We start from the raw sequence: 19,707 nt of genomic DNA on the forward strand, positions 1-19,707 counted from the left end.
AACCATCAAAAGGTTCGGATGTTATAGAGTGCGAGGGTGGCTCCGGTCACACAATCATGGATCTCGAATCGAGGAGGCAACGATGTCACGAGTGGTGGTCAAAGGCGGAACGGTTGTCACCATGGAGCCGGGGCAGTCGCCGCAACGGGCGGATGTGCTGATCGAGGACGACAAGATCGTGGCGATCGAGCCTTCCATCACGGCCGATGCTGCGCTGATCGACGCCACCAACTGCGTCGTGGCACCAGGCCTTGTGGACACGCACCGGCATGTGTGGCAAGCGGGCCTTCGTGGTGTGACCGCCGACATGGTGTTGAAGGACTACTTCCGTAGCGTCCGTTTTCAGGCGTCGCCGGTCTATCGCCCCGAGGACATCGAGGTGGGCAATCTCGCCGGGATGCTCGAGGCGATCGACGCGGGGGTCACCAGCGTTCTGGACTTCTCCCATTCGATTTCCTCGCCCGATCACGCCGAGGCTGCCATCGACGGAACGATCGGCTCCGGGGGGCGCAGTCAGTTCGCTCTCGGATTCAATGATGTTGTAGGCCAGCACAAGTCGCTCGACACAGCCCAGGGCCGCCTGCAACTGGCCGAATCTCTGCGGAAGGGCAGGCTGGCGGCGGACGACGCTCTGGTGACGCTGGGTATCGCGCTGTCGGATCTGCCGGAGGTCGGACTCGAGCGCATCCGCGCCGAGTTGGAGGGAGCGAGGAGGCTGGGATTGCGTAGCACCACCAACGCGCTGGCGATTCTCTTCAACGATCCCGTCGACGACATCGAGGTTCTGGACGGAGCGGGTTTGCTCGGTCCTGACATCGTCTGGGTGCACCTGAACTACGCATCGGCAGAGCAGTTCCGTCGTGTCGTGGAGACCGGTGGTTCCGTGTCGACCTGCCCGGAAGCGGAAATGGCCATGGGTATAGGCCGTCCCGCAACCGAGCGCGTGCTCGCCGCTGGCGGGCGCTGCACCCTGGGGTGTGACGTCACTACCTCGGTGTCGGGCAGTTTGTTGCAGCAGGCACGAACCGCGATGCAGGTCGGACGGCTGTTGGACGCCGACGAGCGTATGGCCACCGGCAAGGCGCCGTTGTCGGTTCCGCCGTCGTGCGAAACCATGCTGAAAGCGGCAACGATCTGGGGTGCGGAGGCGTTGGGGCAGTCGCATCGGATCGGTAGTCTGCGTCCTGGGAAGCAAGCCGACCTGATCGTCGTGCGAACCGACGCGGTGAACACCGCACCGATGATCGATCCCTATGCGACGCTGATCACCCAGGCGCAACCGTCCAACATCGACACAGTCGTGATCGCGGGCGAGGTCCGCAAGTCCGGCGGCCGCCTGCGCGCGGACTGGTCGGCGGTGCAGAAGCGCTTGGAGCAGTCGAAAGAGCACGTGGCGCGTGCGGTCGCCGAACGCGGCGGGTTGCTGCCCCAGCCCGCGCTGGACCTGCCCTGGTGATATCACCCGCTCATATCCGGATTCGGAGGAACCCCTCATGCATCTGATTCGCGCGGCCCAGGCCGTCCCGTACCAGGCCCCCGGGCACGCCGGTGTCGACTCACGCCGCCTACAGGGGCGTGAGGCCGGTGGCCCGGACCGGGCATCGGTGTCGATCTCGACCTACCCCCCAGGGTCGGCGGTGGAGCCGTTGCCGACTGCGACGGACACGATCTACGTCGTGCTGACGGGTGAGCTCGAACTCAACGGCCATCTCGGCGATTCGGCGCTGACACTGGCCGAGCACGATTCGGTGTTCCTGCCTCGCGGCGAAGTCCGGTCCCTACGCAATCGGGCCGCCGAGAACGCCACGTTGCTCGTAGTCCTGCTGGCAGCAGTCGGAGGTGACGATGAGCAGCCTGCCCACCTATGACGAATTGCCCGCGGCGCCCGACGGCGGCCGCAGCGGATGGGGCCTGTTCGGCGCCGATGACGAACTCGGCCTGATCAACCTGTTGACCCCACAGCGAGTGGCAGCCGCCGCGGCGTTGGTGCGCCGTGGAGCCCGGTTCCCGTTGGACGCGCCGTGGGGGATGTTCGACCCGCCACTGAACAGTGCCCGTGGCAACCCCCGCCACCACGTGATCGCCCAGCCCGGCGGAATCGGGTTCGACGACGTGTGGGACAACGTCTATCCCCAGGCGGGCAGTCAGTGGGACTCGTTGGCGCACATCGGCTACAGCCGACAGTCGTACTACAACGGCGCGACCTCCGACGGGGTGCGTGCGGGCCGCAACGGGATCGACAAATGGGCCGCGCGTGGCATCGCGGGACGCGGCATCGTCCTGGACATGCCTGCCGCCATGGCGGCACTCGGGCGCCCCTACGACCCGGGTGACACGGTGGAATTCGGTCCCGAGGAATTGGAAGCCGCCCGCGAACTGGCGGCGGTCGAGTACCTGCCGGCCGACATCCTCGTGCTGCACACCGGTTTCGCGAAGTGGTACACCGGGCAGTCATTCGACACCCGCAAACAACTGCCGCGGCAACTGCGCGCGCCGGGATTGGCGCACAGCGAAGAGGTGTGTCGATACCTGTGGAACACCCACGCTGCCGCGATCGCCTCCGACACCTTCGCGGTAGAGGCATGGCCCGCCGACACCAGCCCGGCCGCGGCACCGTTCGGGTTCATCCACCAGATGCTCATCGGTAGTTTCGGTATGGCGCTGGGCGAGTTGTGGTGGCTCGACGACCTGGCCCGTGATTGTGCGGTGACCGGAGTCTACGAGGGCATGCTCGTCAGCGCTCCCAGTCCGGCGCCCGGCGGCATCGCCTCGGCGCCGAACGCCGTTTTCCTCAAATAAGTGAACTGAACCGCTTGACACGTCCTTTGTGACACGCAACACTCATAAAACCGCTTAAAGGTTCGGAGGTTTTATGAATACTCTGGCCAACGGCAGCGGGACAACCGTGAGAAGGAGTGAAAGTGTCTGACCTTTACGACGTCGTGGTCGTGGGCTACGGACCTTCGGGTGAGGTTGCCGCGTCGACTCTGGGTGGCCAGGGGCACCGGGTCGCGGTTTTCGAGCGGCACGAAGCGGTGTACCCGCTGCCTCGGATGGTGACCTTCGACGGCGAAGCGTGTCGCACTGTGCAGGCGACGGGCACCGATGTCAACAGGGCACTGTCGACATCGGTGGTCCTGGACGCGTGCCTGTTCGGTGACGCCGACGCCGACCCGTTGTTGACCGTGGACTGGACCGGCGAACAGTGTGGTTTCCCCGCCCACAATTCGATCTTCCAGCCCGATGTCGAGTCGACGCTGCGTGAGCGCGTCGACGCGATGGACACCGTCGATGTGTTCCGCGGGACCGAGGTGGTCGGGCTGGTCAATCACGACGATCACGTCGAGGTGACCGTGCGGCCCAAGGGCTCGCACGAGGACCGGAACGCCTGGGTGGTGCGGGCGAAGTACGTGATCGGCGCCGATGGCACCAACAGTTTCGTGCGACAGGCCGCGGGTATCGAAATGACCGACTTCGGCATGCACGAGCGTTGGCTGAACTTCGACATGAACAAGAAGAAGCCGCTGCCCGAGCAGTTCGACAAGCTGATCATGATCATGGATCCCGCGCGCCCGCATATGTACATGCCGCTCGGCACCGATCGGCAGCGCTTCGAGATGCGCGTGGCCGACGACGAAACCGATGACCAGATGCACGACCCCGAGGTCGCTTGGGAGTTCCTGCGTTCCCGTCACGGTTTGGGGGAGGAACACTTCTCGATCTGCCGCCAGGTTGTCTACCACTACTACACGAAGGTGGCCAAGCGGTGGCGTGCCGGTCGGGTGTTCATCGCCGGAGACGCGGCACACACCATGACCCCCTACATGGGCCAGGGCGGTTGTTCGGCGATCCGCGACGGCCGCAACCTGGCATGGAAGCTGCACCTGGTTCTCAACGGGGTCGCCGAGGATCGGCTGCTCGATGAATACCAGATCGAACGCGAACCGCATGTCACAGAACTGGTGGTCACCAGCCACAAGCTCGCCGAGATCGTCAACATGGTCGACGAAGCCGAGGCCGCCGAGCGCAACTACGCGATGCGCAACAACCTCACCCCGCCGTTGCCGCCGTTCCCGAAACTGGCAAACGGGGTACTGCATCGCGAACCCGACGACACGGTGGCCACCATCACCGGCAGCCTTGCACCGCAAGGCCGGATTCGCCGCCACGGCTCACGGGCACGCGGCGACGATCTGCTCGGGCACGGTTTCCAATTGATCAGCCGCCGTTCCCCCCAGCTCAGCGAAGCGCAGCAGCGAGTCCTGGACAGCCTCGGTTGCACGGTGGCGGTCATCGACGACCCCACCGACCCCGACGCGATCGAAGACATCGACGGCGTCTATCGGGCATTCCTGGATGCCGCGGGCACCGACGCCTACATCATGCGCCCGGATTGGTACATCTTCGGCGTCGCCGCCGACGGCGCGATCGGTGAACTCGTCGACGAACTCGCCGCGCGCCTGCACCTGTCCTCGATCACCGAGACCGCCCCCGCCGCATGACCGGCCACGACACCGAACATCGTGTATCCCGCGCCCGCGTGAAAGGCTCACAGTGACAACCGTTCGTATCACGACCGACCTGGAGTTCGCCCGAGTCGACGATGTCTGCCTGACTCTCGACATCTACCGCCCGACCTCGCAGACGAAGGCGGTTCCTGTCGTGCTGTACCTGCACGGCGGAGGCTGGCAGGTCGGTGACAAGACAGACGGCGCCAAGGAGCGGCTGACCGCCCTGGCCGAACGGGGGATCGCGATCGCCTCGGCCAACTACCGATTCGTCGGCCAAGGACTGTTCCCGGCTCAGATCCATGACACCAAAGCAGCGGTGCGTTGGCTGCGGGCCAACGGCGCCACCCACGGCCTGGCCACCGATCGCATCGGAATCTGGGGTGCCTCGGCCGGTGCGGTGCTGGCCAGCCTGACCGCGCTGACTGCGGGTGACAGCGATTTCGAAGGCACGGTCGGTGACCATCCGGAGCAATCCAGTGCCGTCGACGTCGCCGTGCACTGGTTCGGTCAAACCGACCTGCTCGCCAACAGTGCGCGCAGTTGGCTCGAACGTGACTTGCTCAAACCACCGTTCGAAGCTCCGCTGTTCGGCGTGGACGATCTGACCACGGTCCGCGAAGAAGCCCGAGCCGCGAGCCCGCTGACGCGTGTGCACGCAGACGCCCCGCCGTTCCTGATCGCCCACGGCGACCGGGATCGGATTACTCCCGCTTCCGAGAGTGTCGCGTTGCACGACGCGTTGGTGCGCGCCGGAGCCGAGTCGACGTTGCTGATGCTCGGCGGTGCGGGCCACGAAGGCCCCGAATTCGACCGGCCCGACCACCTCTCGCTCACCGCCGCGTTCCTCGCCGCGCACCTACACACGTAAGGACCGGTCCATGCGACTCATCGGAATGCGCACCCCCGGCGATACCACCACCTACATCGGGCGGCTCGACGGCGACGATCACGTCCTTCCCGTGACCGACGTCGCCACCTTCTGGTCCGATACCGAATCCTGGATCGCCAAAGCGACCGAACTGACCGACGGCCGGCGCCGCCTGGACTCGGTCGAACAGCGTCCTGCGGTCCCCGACTCCGCACGGGTGATCTGCATCGGATTGAACTACAAGGCACACGCGGCCGAAGGCTCGTTCCAGGTCCCGCAATTCCCCACCCTGTTCGGTAGGTGGACCTCGTCGCTGACCGTCAGCGGAACCTCGGCGCCGGTTCCGGCGGGCGAAGCGGGTCTGGACTGGGAGGGGGAGGTCGCCGCCTACGTCGGCGCATCGCTATGCGAGACCGACCCCGACACCGCGCGCGCCGCGGTCCTGGGGTATTCGACCTTCAACGATCTCACCGCGCGCAAAGCCCAGAAACTCACGGCGCAATGGACATTGGGTAAGAACGGCGATCGCAGCGGCCCGATGGGGCCGATAGTCACCGTTGACGAGGTCGGGGACCTGCGCGACGGACTCGGCGTGCGGACCCGCGTCAACGGGACTCTGGTCCAAGACGGCAACACCCGCGACATGATCTTCGACATCGGGCACGTTCTCGCGTTGATCAGCGAGACCTTCACCCTCAATCCCGGCGATGTCATCGCCACCGGCACACCGGAAGGTGTCGGCTACGTACGCAACCCTCCGTGGCTGTTGCAGCCCGGTGACGTCGTGGAAGTCGAGATCGATCGACTGGGGATCCTGACGACCCCGATCGTCGACGCCGCCGCGCGCCGCGGCGACTACTGACCGAATCCGGCGCGGGCACACACCCGCCTGAACGAACGGAGATTCTCGTGGTCGACGACCATGTGCCAACCATCGCCCATTGGGTCGACGGCAAACCCTATTCCGGAACTGCCACCGCCACCGCACCGGTCACCGACCCGGCCACCGGTGCGGTCACCGGCCGCGTCGCTCTGGCGAGTACGCAGGACACCCGCACGGTCATCGAGGCCGCGGCCGCGGCCTTCCCTGCGTGGCGCGACACCTCGCTGTCACGGCGAACCGAGATCCTGTTCCGATTCCGCGAACTGCTCAACCAGCGCAAACCGGAATTAGCGCGGATCATCACCGGTGAACACGGAAAAGTCGTCTCCGACGCACTCGGCGAAGTCAGCCGGGGCCAAGAGGTCGTCGAATTCGCTTGTGGCATAGCGCATCTGCTGCGCGGTGGAATGACCGAGAACGCGTCGACCAATGTCGATGTCGCCTCGATCCGCCAGCCTCTCGGGCCGGTCGCGATCATCAGCCCGTTCAACTTTCCCGCGATGGTGCCGATGTGGTTCTTCCCGATCGCCATCGCCGCGGGAAACACCGTCGTGCTCAAGCCCTCGGAAAAGGACCCCTCCGCGGCACTGTGGATGGCTCGATTGTGGTCGGAGGCGGGCCTGCCCGATGGCGTGTTCAACGTCGTCAACGGCGACAAGACCGCCGTCGACGAACTGCTGACCAATCCGTCGGTGAAGGCCGTATCGTTCGTCGGCTCCACTCCCATTGCCGAATACGTCTATCGCACCGCCACCGCGGCCGGTAAACGCGTGCAGGCGCTGGGCGGGGCCAAGAACCACGCGATCGTCCTGCCCGACGCCGATCTGGATCTGGCCGCCGACGCCGCGGTCAACGCCGCTTTCGGTTCCGCGGGCGAACGATGCATGGCCATCTCCGCCCTCGTCGCGGTCGGCGGCATCGGCGACGAACTCGTCGCCAAGATCGAAGAACGGAGCCGAACCCTGCGGATCGGCGCCGGCGTCCGAGACAACGACATGGGCCCGCTGATCACCGCTGCCCACCGCGACAAGGTCGCCTCCTACATCGACGCGGGCGAGCACAGCGGAGCAGCGGTCGTGCTCGACGGCCGCTCGGTCGAGGCCGACGGGGGAGCCGACGGGTTCTGGCTCGGACCGACAATCCTCGATCACGTGACGCCGGACATGAGCGTCTACACCGACGAGATCTTCGGCCCGGTGCTCTCGGTCCTGCGCGTGAACAGCTACGACGAGGCATTGGAACTGGTCAACGCCAGCCCCTACGGCAACGGCACCGCGATCTTCACCAACGACGGCGGCGCGGCGCGGCGCTTCCAGAACGAAGTCGAGGTCGGAATGGTCGGCATCAACGTGCCGATCCCGGTGCCGGTGGCCTACTACAGCTTCGGTGGTTGGAAGAACTCGCTGTTCGGTGATTCGCACGCCCACGGCGCCGAAGGCGTCGGGTTCTTCACCCGCGGCAAAGTCGTGACCACCCGCTGGTTGAACCCGTCCCACGGCGGACTCAACCTCGGATTCCCGCAAACCAGCTGACAACTATTCGCTCATACCGCCGTCTGTCGCCGCGACACCGCGGCGCAGGCACGGAAGGATCGATAACCCGATGTCCAATCACGTGTCGGTGCGCTCACCGGTCCAGACGCTGCTGTCGGAACTCTTCGACAGCGCCACCCTGAGGACCTGGCACACCGCACTCGCCCCGGTCGACCCCGGCCCCGAATACGCAAGGCGGCTGGCGGACGCACGCGCCAAGACCGGCCTGGACGAGTCGATCGTGGCCGGTGAAGCGCAGTTGCACGGCCACCGCCTGGCAGTCCTGGCCTGCGAGTTCGAATTCCTGGCCGGTTCGATCGGCGTCGCCGCCGCCGAGCGGCTCGTGACCACGATCGAACGGGCCACGCGCGAGCGCCTTCCACTGCTCGCGGTCACCGCCTCCGGCGGCACGCGAATGCAGGAAGGGGCACTGGCATTCGTTCAGATGGTCAAGATCGCGGCAGCCATCTCCGACCACAAACGAGCAGGACTTCCCTTCCTGGTCTATCTGCGTCACCCGAGCACCGGAGGGGTCTACGCCTCCTGGGCGTCGATGGGGCACCTCACCTTCGCCGAACCCGACGCCCTCATCGGATTCCTGGGACCGCGCGTCGTGCGCGCACTGACCGGAGCGTCGCTGCCCGACCACGTCCAACGGGCGGAGAATCTGCGCGACCACGGACTGATCGACGCGGTCCTCACCCCGAGTGAACTACCGAGCATGCTGAGCAGGATTCTCGATCTACACGACCGCCCGATCGAGGAAATCACCGCGACACCGCCGGCGGTCGATACCCCGGCACGGCCCCAGCGTCCCGATAGTTGGCAATCGGTGCTCACCTCACGCAAGCCCGACCGGCTCAGCGCACGGCAACTGTTACACACGGCGACGACCTCGGCCGTGATGTTGAACGGCAGTGCCGAAGGCGATGCCGCTGACCAGATCACGACGATGATCGCCCGAGTGGGCGGCCTCGGTTGCGTTCTGATCGGCTACACCGAGCATCCCGAGATCACATCCGGGATCAGCGTCTCGGATATCCGCACCGCCCGGCGCGCGATCAGGGTGGCCCAGGACTTCGCACTGCCCGTGGTGACGATCATCGACACCTCGGGGGCGCAACTGAGCGCGGACGCCGAAGAGCACGGGATCGCCGGTCAGATCGCTCGGTGCATGACCGAACTGGTCACCCTCACCACAGCGACGGTCTCGGTCCTGCTCGGCCGCGGCACCGGCGGCGCCGCACTCGCGTTGCTACCCGCCGACCGTGTGATCGCCACCGAATACGCGTGGCTGAGCCCCCTGGCTCCGGAAGGAGCGAGCATGCTCGTCCACCACGATCTCGACCACGCTCCTCAGGCGGCAGCCGAACTCGGCATCGATTCGTCGGTGCTGGCAGAGCACGGAATAGTCGACATCATCGTCGGCGCAGGCCACGGTTCGACCGAGTCCCTGTCAGCGGCGCTGCGCGCGGCGATCGAAAGCCAACTGCACGAGTTGCACCGCCAGACCGCCACCGATCGCTACACCGAGCGGCGACGGCGCTACCGCATGCTCGGCCTGCGCCCCACCCCATCCCTCTCCTCTCCGCAGAACAGGAGCTGACACGATGCCCGCAATGTACGAGGCTCCACAGACCGCGACCACCATGCTGGTCACCGCCATGGGCTTGATCGACACCTTCGACCCCACCCAGCGCGGGGCAGCGATCATCGAGGACTTCAACGATCCTCGGCGTCTCGAGTGGGACATCATCCCGCGACCCGACCGCACCGGCGTACCGCTGCACATGCTCGATCGCCACCAGCGCGTACTGGTGTGGGATCTGATCCGGCAGGCACTGCCGCAGCGCACCTTCACCAAGGTCCTGGCCATCCCGCAGCTCGAACATGTTCTGCGCGACTACGAACACGACTTCCTCGGCCCGGCACTGCAAACCTGGCGCTCCTCGGAGTCCTACTATCTGACCTTCTTCGGCCACCCCGGTTTCGAGGACACCTGGACGCTGAGATTCCTGGGCCACCACGTCTGCCTCAACATCACAGTCGTCGAACAACGTTGGATCTCGGCGACCCCATGCGCGCTGGGCCAGCAACCCACCGAATACAGCGGAGTACTGCACCCCCTCGCAGACGACGAAGGACTCGGCTTCGAACTCCTGGCCACCCTCGACGACGACCAGCGAAACCGAGCGGTCATCCACGCCATAGCTCCCGCGGACTTCGTCACCCGCCAGGTGCCCAAAATCGGCGCCTACGAATACCCCGACCGCTACGACCTCGGCATGCCCGACTACGTCATCACCGACCCCGACCGTGCCGCACTGAAATTCGTCAAGGATCACCCATCCGGCATCGCCGGAACCGACCTGGACGAATCCCAACAACACATCCTGTGGCGACTGGTCGACTGCTACCTGGAACGGCTCCCGAACGAGACCGCAGAACAACAACGAAAACTGTTGCGCGACCACGGCATCGGCGAGGTCCACTTCGCATGGGCCGGTGAGCAGACCCGCGGTCGACCGCACTACTTCCGCGTACAGACCCGCCACCACCTGATCGAAGCGGTGAACTCCGTCGCCGGCGGCAACCACCTGCACACCGTCCTGCGCGACTTCGACAACGACCTCGCCGCAGGCATCCTCGACGGCCACGCCGATGCCGATTCGCAGTGGGGCACAGCGCATCTTGCCAGCCGCACAGTGTCCAGTGCCGAACTCGACCCCGGATTGGGTTAGCCCGACACCGAATGGACCCCGCAGCACGAGCCACCCGTCACTGTCGTCGCCGGATCGCCTCCGGCCCAACCGTCAGGAACAGAAATGCCCCGACCACTGCTGACGTCGCTCTACCGCGACGACCGCACCGATCGCCCCATCGTGACGGTCGGTGAACAGTCGATGCACAAAGAAGATCTGCTCCTCGCGGGCGCCGCGGTGGCCGATCGGATCGCAGGCGCAAAGATCGTCGCGATCGACGCCACCGCCGGAATCGACACCGTCATCGCCGTGGTGGGCTGCCTGCTCGCGGGAGTCACCGCGGTACCGGTGCCCTCCGACTCCGGAATCGCCGAACGACGCCACATCCTCGCCGACTCCCGCGCCGAACTGTGGATCGGTCCCCGCCACGACGACCTCACCATCGTGTCCCTGACCGTGGACAGTAACGCCCGGTCCTCGGCCACCTACCCCGAACCCGACCCGAACCTACCGGCCTTGATCATCTACACCTCCGGAACCACCGGATCCCCGAAAGGTGTCGTTGTCTCGCGCCGTGCCATCGCCGCCTGCCTGGACTCGGTAGCGCAGGCATGGCAGTGGAACGCTGAAGACACGCTCGTACAAGGGCTTCCGCTGTTCCACATCCACGGACTGATCCTGGGCGTCCTCGGCGCACTGCGCATCGGTTCCCCGCTGGTGCACACCGTGCGTCCCGACCCGAAGCGATACGCCGCGGCCGCGGGAACGCTGTACTTCGCAGTACCCACAGTGTGGTCGCGGGTATGTGCCGACCCGGTCTCGGCGAGGATACTGGCCGGTGCCCGGCTGCTGGTGTCGGGCAGCGCCCCGCTGCCGATCCAGGTCTTCGAGGGACTGCGCGAACTTACCGGCATCGCGCCGATCGAACGGTACGGGATGACCGAAACACTGATCACCGTGAGCACGCGATACGACGGGGAACGCCGACCAGGATGGGTCGGGCTGCCCCTCGACGGAGTCCGAACCCGGCTCCGCACCGAAGCCGGCGAGTTGGCACCACACGACGGAAAGACACTGGGGCAACTCGAGATCAGCGCACCGACACTGTTCGACGGCTACCTCGACCAACCCGACAAGACCGCCGAGGTCACCACCGGCGACGGATGGTTCAGCACCGGCGACATCGCCGTGATCGATGCCGAGGGCTTCCACCGCATCGTCGGACGCGAATCGGTGGACATGATCAAGTCCGGCGGATACCGCATCGGCGCGGGCGAGGTCGAGCAAGCGCTACTTGAACACCCCGCGGTCGTGGAAGCCGCCGTCATCGGCGTGCACGACGCCGACCTAGGACAACGCATCATCGCCTACGTCGTCGGTGACACCGTCGACCAGCCCGAACTCATCGACTTCGTCGCGACGAATCTGTCGATCCACAAACGTCCCAGGGAAATTCGCGTCGTCGACCACCTGCCGAAGAACGCGATGGGCAAGATCCAGAAGAAGATATTGGCGCAGCAGCACCACACCTGAACATTGCCGATGGCCACCCGTCGGCGGTATCGACCACAACATTGTGGGTGAACCATGAAGGCCCAGAACGATACTCGGCACATACAGATCTGGTACGGCGTCCCGACGCTCGACTTTCAGGCGTGCACAGACCAAGTCCGCAGCGTAGCCGACGCGTTGCGGTGCAGCATGCCGGACTCGGTCGTGACGATCGATGATGCCGTTCGGGCCGGAATGCCGTACCTGCCGTGCGCGCGACTATGGGCCTGACCGCGATCGACTGATTCGAGGCGACCGCACGTTCAGTGGCCGTCGCGGGCCCGTTCATCGAGTATCTGTCGCCGACGGCGTTGTCTCATCAGCGTGGATACCACGGCGGCGATCCTGGCCGGGGTCGTCCGATTCCGTTGCAGCATCGAACGGTTCGCACGTTGGTGTGACCGTATTTCCGTTACCGGCGCGATGACCGTGCCCCGATTCGACAAGGTCGACCGACGAATGTTCTCGAAAGCCTTGGTTGCCAATCGCGGCGAGATCGCCATCCGCGCCTTCCGCGCAGCAGTCCCGTTCGTCAGGGTTTCGTCCGCCGCGGCGTGTGCGCGCGAAAGCATCACCTTCATCGGACCTCGCGGCCCCGTTCGCGGGCGTGGTCACCCTGTCGGTCTCCGAAGGCGACGCGATCAGCGCGGGCGACACCATCGCCACCATCGAGGCCATGAATATGGAAGCCGCGCAGGAAGTCGAGAAGAGGCGAAAGTGTAGTGGCCCCGTCGATGAATTCGTTTGTAGTGGTGCAAGTTTCCCCTGCACACAGGTCGGCCGAATTCTTGACGAGTAGACGGCAATTGGCCACAGATCACGCGGTAATGTCGGCACCATGACCAGCGGTGATGCATTTAGAGAGCACATGGGTAACTCCATGTACTCGCATCGAACCAGCGTGCGATGAGTGTGGTTGTCAAGAGTTGGCAGTGTTGGGTGTCGTTGGTTCCGTGAGCCTCTGAGCTGCGGATACGTAGACGGGCGTTGTTGTACCAGTCGTACCATTCCATCAGCGCGTACTCGACCTCGGATAGTGTCTTGAACGGGCCGTGTCGGCGCACGACCGAAGGGATCGGTTTGGATCGCGCTGTTTTCTATGTCGCCGACGATGGTGTGGTGGAGCGCTCGACCACGTCACCAGGCAACTCTTCCGGATCCTGACTTCAGCTCACCCAAAGCCCAGTCCGGCTTGACAAATATCGAAGCATCCCGGCGAGTCCGGAGATGATGTCTCCCGACACTCCGATAACGGGGATTCAGTCGGAGATACCGGTCTTTCCGTTCGCGCAACGCGGCCCACTGCCATTCGGCGTTGTCCTGACCAGTCCCCGATAAGGCGACCACCCGGCATTGGAGTCCGGGTTGTTTCGTCCGGATTCAGTTGATGCTGCAGGCCACGGGGTGGTGGGTGTGGCTGCAGCGGGCAGCGTACTCGGCAGGGGTCAGATAGCCCAGCGCCGAATGCCGATGCCGTCGGTTGTGTTCGTCCTTGAAGTCGCCGATCACGACGCGGGCCTCGAGCAGGCTCGTCCAGTGGTTGCGGTTGAGGCACTCGCTGCGTAACCGCCGGTTGAACGATTCGATATGGCCGTTGTTCCACGGCGTGCCGGGCGGGATATAGACGATCCCTACCCGGTCGGCGCAGAACTGTTGCAGCGCATGGGAAATCATTTCAGGACCGTTGTCCATACGCAGCACCTTCGGTGGCCCAGCGCGCGCGGTGAACACCTCCTGCAACTCGGCCACCAGCCGCTCGGCGGTGATCGAGCGCTCCACCAGGTGAAGCAGCGATTCACGGGTGTGCTCGTCGATCATCGAAGCGATCTTCACCGCGCGCCCATCCGTGGTGGAGTCGAACTGAAAGTCCAACGCCCACACCACCTTCGGTGCATCCGCATCAACCAGCGGCGTAGTCGAGCACCCCGCCCGCTTGCGTGGCGAGTGCGCCCGCACCTGCAAGCCTTCCTCCCGCCAGAGCCGGTGCACCCTCTTCTTGTTCACCTGCGAGCCCTCATCGAACCGCAGCGCCGCCCACGCACGCCGGAACCCGTGCCCTTGATGTTTCGTGGCATAGGAACGCAGCCAGACCCGCAACCCGACATCCGGATCGGCGGGGGTCTGCGCAGCTGGCAGCTGCCGATACGTGGACCGATGCAGCCCAACCACCTTGCACGCGAACCGTTCCGACATGCCCATCACCTGTTTGAGCATGTCAACAGCCCGCCGCTTGCTGGCCGGGCCTAAAATTTTCCCCTCGCGATCTCCCGCAGCGCGTCCTTCTCCAGCTCCGCGTCCGCCAGCAGCCGCTTCAACCTCGCGTTCTGCTCACGCAGTTCCTTGAGCTCCTTCGCGGCATCGGTGTCCACCCCGCCGTACTGGCGGCGCCAGTTATACAACGTCGCCGCCGACACTCCCAGATCAGCAGCGATCTGCTCACCCGTCTGCCCAGCGGCAGCGAGCTCGTCGGCACGGCGCAGCTTCCGCACGATGTCCTCCGCGGAATGCCGCTTACGTCCTGCCATGTCCCTCAGTGTCCCTTCCAGCCCTCACCAGGGCCAACGGGACTCTAATACCGAGTGGTCTCATTCATTGGGAACGGGCCAGTCCCACAGGCAGTTTCACATTTATGGACCGACACAGCCACCGTGCTTCCAAAACCGCAGCCCAGTATTCGAAAATCGGGCCTCCGTCAAGTCTATTGTTCGGGCTTTTCCGCGATCCAGGCGACGATCTGGGTGCGGGAGGTGAATCCGAGTTTGGTGAGGATGTGTTCTACGTGGCCTTGGGCGGTGCGTTGGGATATCACGAGTTTTGCGGCGATCTGCTTGTTGGTGAGGCCTTGGGCGATGAGGTCGGCGACCTGCGACTCACGCTTGGTCAATGCCGCGGACGGGCCCGGCGCGTGCGTTGTGTCGGTGAGTTGCTCTTCGAGTGCGTAGGCGACCGCGGCGTCCACCGCCATCGCCTGCCCCCGCCGGAAGGCCGTATCGAATCCGCGTGCGCCGAGGCTGGAGCGCGCCATCCGGACACATTCTTCGTGACAACGCAATCGGTCCGGGAAGACACCCACAGCAGTACCGGTCGAGCGCCATAGCTCCGCAGCGGTTCCCATCAGAACGGCCGCGCGTTCGGTGTTATCGGTGTCGACGGTCCAGGCCAGCGCCTCGAGACTCAACACGGCGACGACTGGGCTATATACCCGTCTGTTGACTCGGAGCGCATTCTTCAGCAGCTCGATTGCGCGGTGCCGCTCACCTTGCCGCCATGCGGCAATCCCCATATAGCACAGCACGAGAGACCGGAAGAACGATTCGCCGCACGTTTCAGTGATGGAAAGTACTTGCCGGTGATACTCGATCGCCTTGGCTGGATCACCGCCTAGTTCGTGCGCCACCCCGAGCAAGGTCAAAGCACTAACATGCAGCCATCCTTCCTGATTCGACTTGAAAACCTCGACGGCACGGTCGAGGGAGGCGGACGCGTGAGCGAACTCACCACTGAAGATCGCCAGGGTGCCATCGGCGGCGGTGACGAGCGCGTTACTCATTGGGGTCGGAGCCTGTTCGGCGAGCACGCGCCCCTGCGCCAGCAGGGCGGTCGCCGACTGAAGATCGCTCTGGACCGCCGCCATGACGGTGCCGGCATGAATCGCTTTGATGCGGGCGGGTATCGATTGTGCTCGAGGGTGGGCGAGGACGCGGTCGATCCAGCGTCGTCCTTCGCCGTACAGGCCTCGGAAGGTCCAGTACACGAATAGTGCTGTTGCGGTGCGCAGTCCCGCTTCGGCCGCGTCCTCGGTGTCCTCGGATAGGCAGTATTCCAGCGCGTCGCGCAGGTTCGGCTGGTCGCGCTCGAGCCTTGCGATCCAGTAGGGCTGCCGGTCGCTGATCCCCTCGGCCTCCGCGTCCAGCACGAGTTGCTGATACCAGTCACGGTGACGCCGCCGCAGCTGCGGGTATTCGCCGGCCGCGTGCAGTTTCTGCCTGCCGTAGTCGCGGACCGTCTCGAGTAGCCGGAACCGCACGGCTGTATCGGATTCCTGTCGGATCAGGATCGACTTGTCCACCAGCGAGGCCAGCGCATCGAGCGGGCTGTCCGGTGACAGGTCGGTACCGCATATCTGTTCGGCGGCTTCGAGTTCGAAGCTGCCGGCGAACACCGACAGCCGGGCCCAGAGCCGCTGTTCGACTGGGGTGCACAAATCGTGGCTCCAGTCGATACACCACCGCAGTGTCTGCTGCCGCGTCGGCGCGTCGCGGCTGCTTCGGGTCAGCAACGCGTACCGATCGGTGAGCCGCGCCAGAATCTGCTCGGGCGACATCATCCGCATCCGCGCCGCCGCTAACTCGATCGCCAGCGGCAACCCATCCAGCCGGGCGCAGATGCGGGCCACGGCGGCCTTGTTGTCCTGCGACAGTACGAAGCCTGGCAGCACCGCCGCGGCGCGGTCGGCAAACAAGGTCACCGCGTCGTACTTGGGCAGCCCCCGCATGGAGGGCTCGCGGTCGGAATCGGGCACAGGAAGCGGCGACACCCGCAGCACCGCCTCCCCAGCGATATCCAGCGGCTCGCGACTGGTGACCAGGATCTGCAGATCAGGACAGGTCCGCAACCACGTCTCGACCAGCCTCGCTACGGCCGCCACCACCTGCTCGCAGTTGTCCAACACCAGCAGCGACTCCCGCGAGGACAGGAACTCGACCAGAACCTCCTGCAACGGTCGCGCTGACTCGTCGCGCAAACCCACGGTGGCCGCCACCACATCGACCAGCAGCGACGGGTCCGACACATCGGCCAACTCGACCAACCACACCCGCTCAGCCAAGCCGCGCATCGTCGCCGCGACCCGCAACCCGAGCCGGGTCTTTCCGACCCCTCCGATGCCGGTCAACGTCACCAACCGTGATGAGGCCAGCAGATTCTTCACCTCCGACACCTCGGTGCGGCGATCGACAAAGCTGGTCAACTCCAACGGCAGAGCGCCGCCGCCACCGCGAACGACCACCCGCGCCGACGGCGGGCGCCACCCTCGCGGGGGTGGCTTCCGGTCTGGGTGCTCCGGGACCGGTTCGGCATGCAACGCCATCTCATCGACCTGGAAGCCGAGGCGGCGTTGCACCTGCCGGATCGCTTCCCCCAGCTCCGCCGCGGACGGCCGTTCGCGGGGGTCGCGGCTCATCGCTGATGCCACCACCGCGGACACGACTTCGGCGATGCCGCTGTCGCGCAGGTCCGGCACCGGTTGGGTGGTGATCCGCAAGAACTGGGTCACCACGTTCTCCCCGCTGCGCCGTTCGAAGGCGGCATGCCCGGTCAGGGCGCAGAACAGGGTGGCACCCAGCCCGTAGACATCCGCGGCCGCGGTGGGAACCTCGCCCTCGAGTACCTCCGGTGCCGTGAACGCCGGGGATCCGGTCAGGGTGCCCGCGGCCGTCTGGAACCCGCCCGTGATGCGCGCGATCCCGAAGTCGGTCAACGCCGGCTCGCCGTAATCGGTGAGCAGAATGTTTCCCGGCTTCACATCCCGATGCACGATGCCACGGCGATGCGCGCTCTCCAGCGCACCGGCGATCTTCACCCCGACCCACAACACGGCCTCCGCCGGCAGGCGCCCCTGCTCCCGGATCCGGGCATCCAGGGAATCCAACGGGTGGTACGGCATCACCAGATAGGGCTGGCCGCTCGCGGTGGCACCCGCCTGCAGCACCGTGACGATGTTCGGATGCCCGGTCAGCCGGCCCATCGCCCGCTGCTCTCGAAGAAACCGGGCCTGATTTTCCTCGTCCAGCTCGGCGGTCAACACCTTCACCGCCACCGTCCGGTCCAGCGCGACCTGCGTGCAGCGATACACGACACCGAAACCCCCGCGCCCGATCTCCACGGCGTCCTCGAACCCGGCCACGTCCAGCTCCGTCGTAACCGGCGTGATCACATCACGCTGGGTCCGAAGCGGATCGGTATCAGCCACGTGCTAACCGCCAACCATTCCCCAATACCAGGCCATATACGCTCACCTCTCGACAATGCTCAGTGTATCGCCGAAGAACGTGCACGGCGGCCGTCCGCGCATCCCCGCTAGCCCATGGCTAGCCCAGATATTTCGTGCGGCTGAGATGCTGGTCTGATCGGGTTCGGGTTGGTGTTTTGCGGCCGTTCCGGCCGCAAAATGGTGTGACGGTGTGGCCCGTTCAGCGGGTTGGCTGCCGGGTTCCAGGGGCCCGGGAGTGGTTGCCCTTTCGGTCTTCGGGGTGGGTTTACGCTGGTCAGCCTGGTTGCAGGCGGGCCAGGGCGGTGAGGATCAGGTCGGTGTGAGGCCAGTGGGCGGAGAATCGGAGGTAGGTTCTGCGGGCGTGGCGTGCGATGCGGGCCGCGGCGGAGAACAGGCGCATGCGCAGCCGTTTGGGTTCCCAGCGGCGCGCTTCGTGATCAGCAAGCGCGAGCATCTGCATCCAGGCGGTGAGTTCTGTTGCCAGGCAGACGATCTCGATCCAGATCCGATTCTGGTCGAAGCCTTGCAGCGGCAGGTTGGTCAGCCCGGTGTCCTTCGCGGTGCGGATGCGGTCTTCACAGCGGGCGCGGCGGCGGTGGCGCAGCTCCAGGTCCGGGAGCTGACCGGTGCGGGCGTTGGTGGTGAACGCGGTCAACCGCAGACCGTCGCGGTCGGTGGACCGCAGTTGCGCGCCGGGGTGCGGGCGCTCTTTGCGCACGATGACCCGCATGCCGGGCGGCCAGTCGGTGAGATCGATCAGGCCGGTCAGCTCGGCCACCCACGCGCCGTCACGGACTTTGCCGTCGGCGTCGTATGCCTCGGCCCAGGCATCTATGGGGATGAGATCGACTGCGGCGGCGGTGGTTTCGGTGAGCGAGAAGCCAACCGAGTACTGCAGATGCCGGGCAGTGAGGTAGTCGAGGAATTCGTGGGTGCCGCCGCCGGAGTCGGTGCGCACCAGCACTTTCCGGCCGACTCGGTAGCCGGGCTGCCATGGCAGCTGCTGCAGAGCCGCAGCCAGCACTTGCTTGTGGTCGGCCGCGGTGTTGCTGCCGGCGTTTCCTGGTCGCAGATCCGTGATCAGCGGTTCACCGGTGCCGGACGGGCCATAGTCGGCCCACGAACCGAGCGGATGATGACCGAAGCTCTTCTTGAACGTCGGTGCAGCGTGTTCTTTCTCGGAGTGGGCGATCGCCAGGGTCGCGTCCAGGTCGATGATCAGTGGATGCTCAGCGTCGATCCCGTGATCGGGAGCGCGGTCACCGGCACGATCCCACGCCGCGGCGCGGGCGGACGCTCGCGCGGATCTGATGGCCGCCAATGCTTCGGCGCTTCGACGGCCAGCCTGGCGATCGCGCGCGACACGGTCGGATCCGATGCCACCAGCCCGGACACGCCCGGCTCGGCACGCAGCATGCCGATATCGGCCAGGCAATCACCGCCGAGTGCGACCGCGACCGCCAGATCCAGCACAACCTTGCCCGGATCGTGCACCGACCCCGGCTTGCGCCACGGCGCCAACGCTTGCGACAAACCGCTGGTCAACCCAACCATTTCGGCGGTGCGCAGCAGCAATACCGCTCCCGCCTGCGACACGACATGCGAACCCGACCCGTCCGCGGCCAGCCGCGGATACAGCGACGTAGACTTCCCCACCGAAAGGGTGCT

General features: G+C 65.5%; 12 protein-coding genes and 3 pseudogenes. 12 read left to right on the top strand and 3 right to left on the bottom strand.

Features of this window, described 5'->3' with window-relative positions:
* Positions 1-82: 82 nt before the first annotated feature.
* From OHB12_RS04005 to OHB12_RS04055, 12 genes and pseudogenes are all read left to right on the top strand, one after another.
* A complete protein-coding gene (locus OHB12_RS04005; RefSeq protein ID WP_327116249.1) occupies positions 83-1,456 on the top strand; it encodes an amidohydrolase family protein in 1,374 nt (457 codons plus the stop codon).
* A 37-nt stretch (positions 1,457-1,493) separates the two neighbouring features.
* Positions 1,494-1,868 carry a cupin domain-containing protein gene (locus OHB12_RS04010; RefSeq protein WP_327116251.1) on the top strand — a complete coding sequence of 125 codons (375 nt, stop codon included), beginning with the start codon at positions 1,494-1,496 and terminating at the stop codon, positions 1,866-1,868.
* Positions 1,846-2,799, top strand: coding sequence for a cyclase family protein (locus tag OHB12_RS04015; RefSeq protein WP_327116253.1), 954 nt, complete (start codon positions 1,846-1,848; stop codon positions 2,797-2,799). Before OHB12_RS04010 ends, OHB12_RS04015 begins: the two co-directional genes overlap by 23 nt.
* A gap of 122 nt (positions 2,800-2,921) precedes the next feature.
* Positions 2,922-4,502, top strand: coding sequence for a bifunctional 3-(3-hydroxy-phenyl)propionate/3-hydroxycinnamic acid hydroxylase (locus OHB12_RS04020; protein WP_327116255.1), 1,581 nt, complete (start codon positions 2,922-2,924; stop codon positions 4,500-4,502).
* A gap of 52 nt (positions 4,503-4,554) precedes the next feature.
* Positions 4,555-5,379: an alpha/beta hydrolase gene (locus OHB12_RS04025; protein ID WP_327116257.1), complete on the top strand. Its 825-nt coding sequence runs from the start codon at positions 4,555-4,557 to the stop codon at positions 5,377-5,379.
* 10 nt (positions 5,380-5,389) lie between these two features.
* Positions 5,390-6,241 (top strand): fumarylacetoacetate hydrolase family protein, encoded by an 852-nt coding sequence (locus OHB12_RS04030; RefSeq protein WP_327116259.1) that lies wholly within the window; start codon positions 5,390-5,392, stop codon positions 6,239-6,241.
* Positions 6,242-6,303: 62 nt separating this feature from the next.
* Positions 6,304-7,794: a CoA-acylating methylmalonate-semialdehyde dehydrogenase gene (locus OHB12_RS04035; RefSeq protein ID WP_327120883.1), complete on the top strand. Its 1,491-nt coding sequence runs from the start codon at positions 6,304-6,306 to the stop codon at positions 7,792-7,794.
* Between the two features lie 70 nt (positions 7,795-7,864).
* Positions 7,865-9,400 (top strand): carboxyl transferase domain-containing protein, encoded by a 1,536-nt coding sequence (locus OHB12_RS04040; protein ID WP_327116261.1) that lies wholly within the window; start codon positions 7,865-7,867, stop codon positions 9,398-9,400.
* Between the two features lie 4 nt (positions 9,401-9,404).
* Entirely contained in the window at positions 9,405-10,535 is a 1,131-nt protein-coding gene (locus OHB12_RS04045; RefSeq protein WP_327116262.1) for a DUF3500 domain-containing protein, read from the top strand.
* Positions 10,536-10,619: 84 nt separating this feature from the next.
* The gene (locus OHB12_RS04050) at positions 10,620-12,029 is read left to right on the top strand and encodes an acyl-CoA synthetase (RefSeq protein WP_327116263.1); all 1,410 of its coding nucleotides are present in this window, start codon (positions 10,620-10,622) and stop codon (positions 12,027-12,029) included.
* A gap of 477 nt (positions 12,030-12,506) precedes the next feature.
* A pseudogene (locus OHB12_RS36080) lies at positions 12,507-12,569 on the top strand (hypothetical protein); the annotation flags it as partial.
* A gap of 64 nt (positions 12,570-12,633) precedes the next feature.
* A pseudogene (locus tag OHB12_RS04055) lies at positions 12,634-12,741 on the top strand (biotin/lipoyl-containing protein); the annotation flags it as partial.
* 686 nt (positions 12,742-13,427) lie between these two features.
* Here OHB12_RS04055 and OHB12_RS04060 read toward each other — a convergent pair.
* From OHB12_RS04060 to OHB12_RS04070, 3 genes and pseudogenes are all read right to left on the bottom strand, one after another.
* Positions 13,428-14,572 (bottom strand): IS3 family transposase gene (locus OHB12_RS04060; protein WP_327109662.1). Its coding sequence is split into 2 segments (ribosomal slippage): positions 13,428-14,296 and positions 14,296-14,572, totalling 1,146 coding nucleotides; the frame shifts between segments, so codons are not numbered across the junction.
* 173 nt (positions 14,573-14,745) lie between these two features.
* Complete coding sequence (locus OHB12_RS04065) at positions 14,746-18,018, bottom strand: protein kinase domain-containing protein (RefSeq protein WP_327114446.1); 3,273 nt, start codon at positions 18,016-18,018, stop codon at positions 14,746-14,748.
* Between the two features lie 295 nt (positions 18,019-18,313).
* A pseudogene (locus OHB12_RS04070) lies at positions 18,314-19,695 on the bottom strand (IS1380 family transposase).
* Positions 19,696-19,707: the final 12 nt, after the last annotated feature.

This window comes from Nocardia sp. NBC_01730 (genome assembly GCF_035920445.1).
Lineage (GTDB): Bacteria > Actinomycetota > Actinomycetes > Mycobacteriales > Mycobacteriaceae > Nocardia.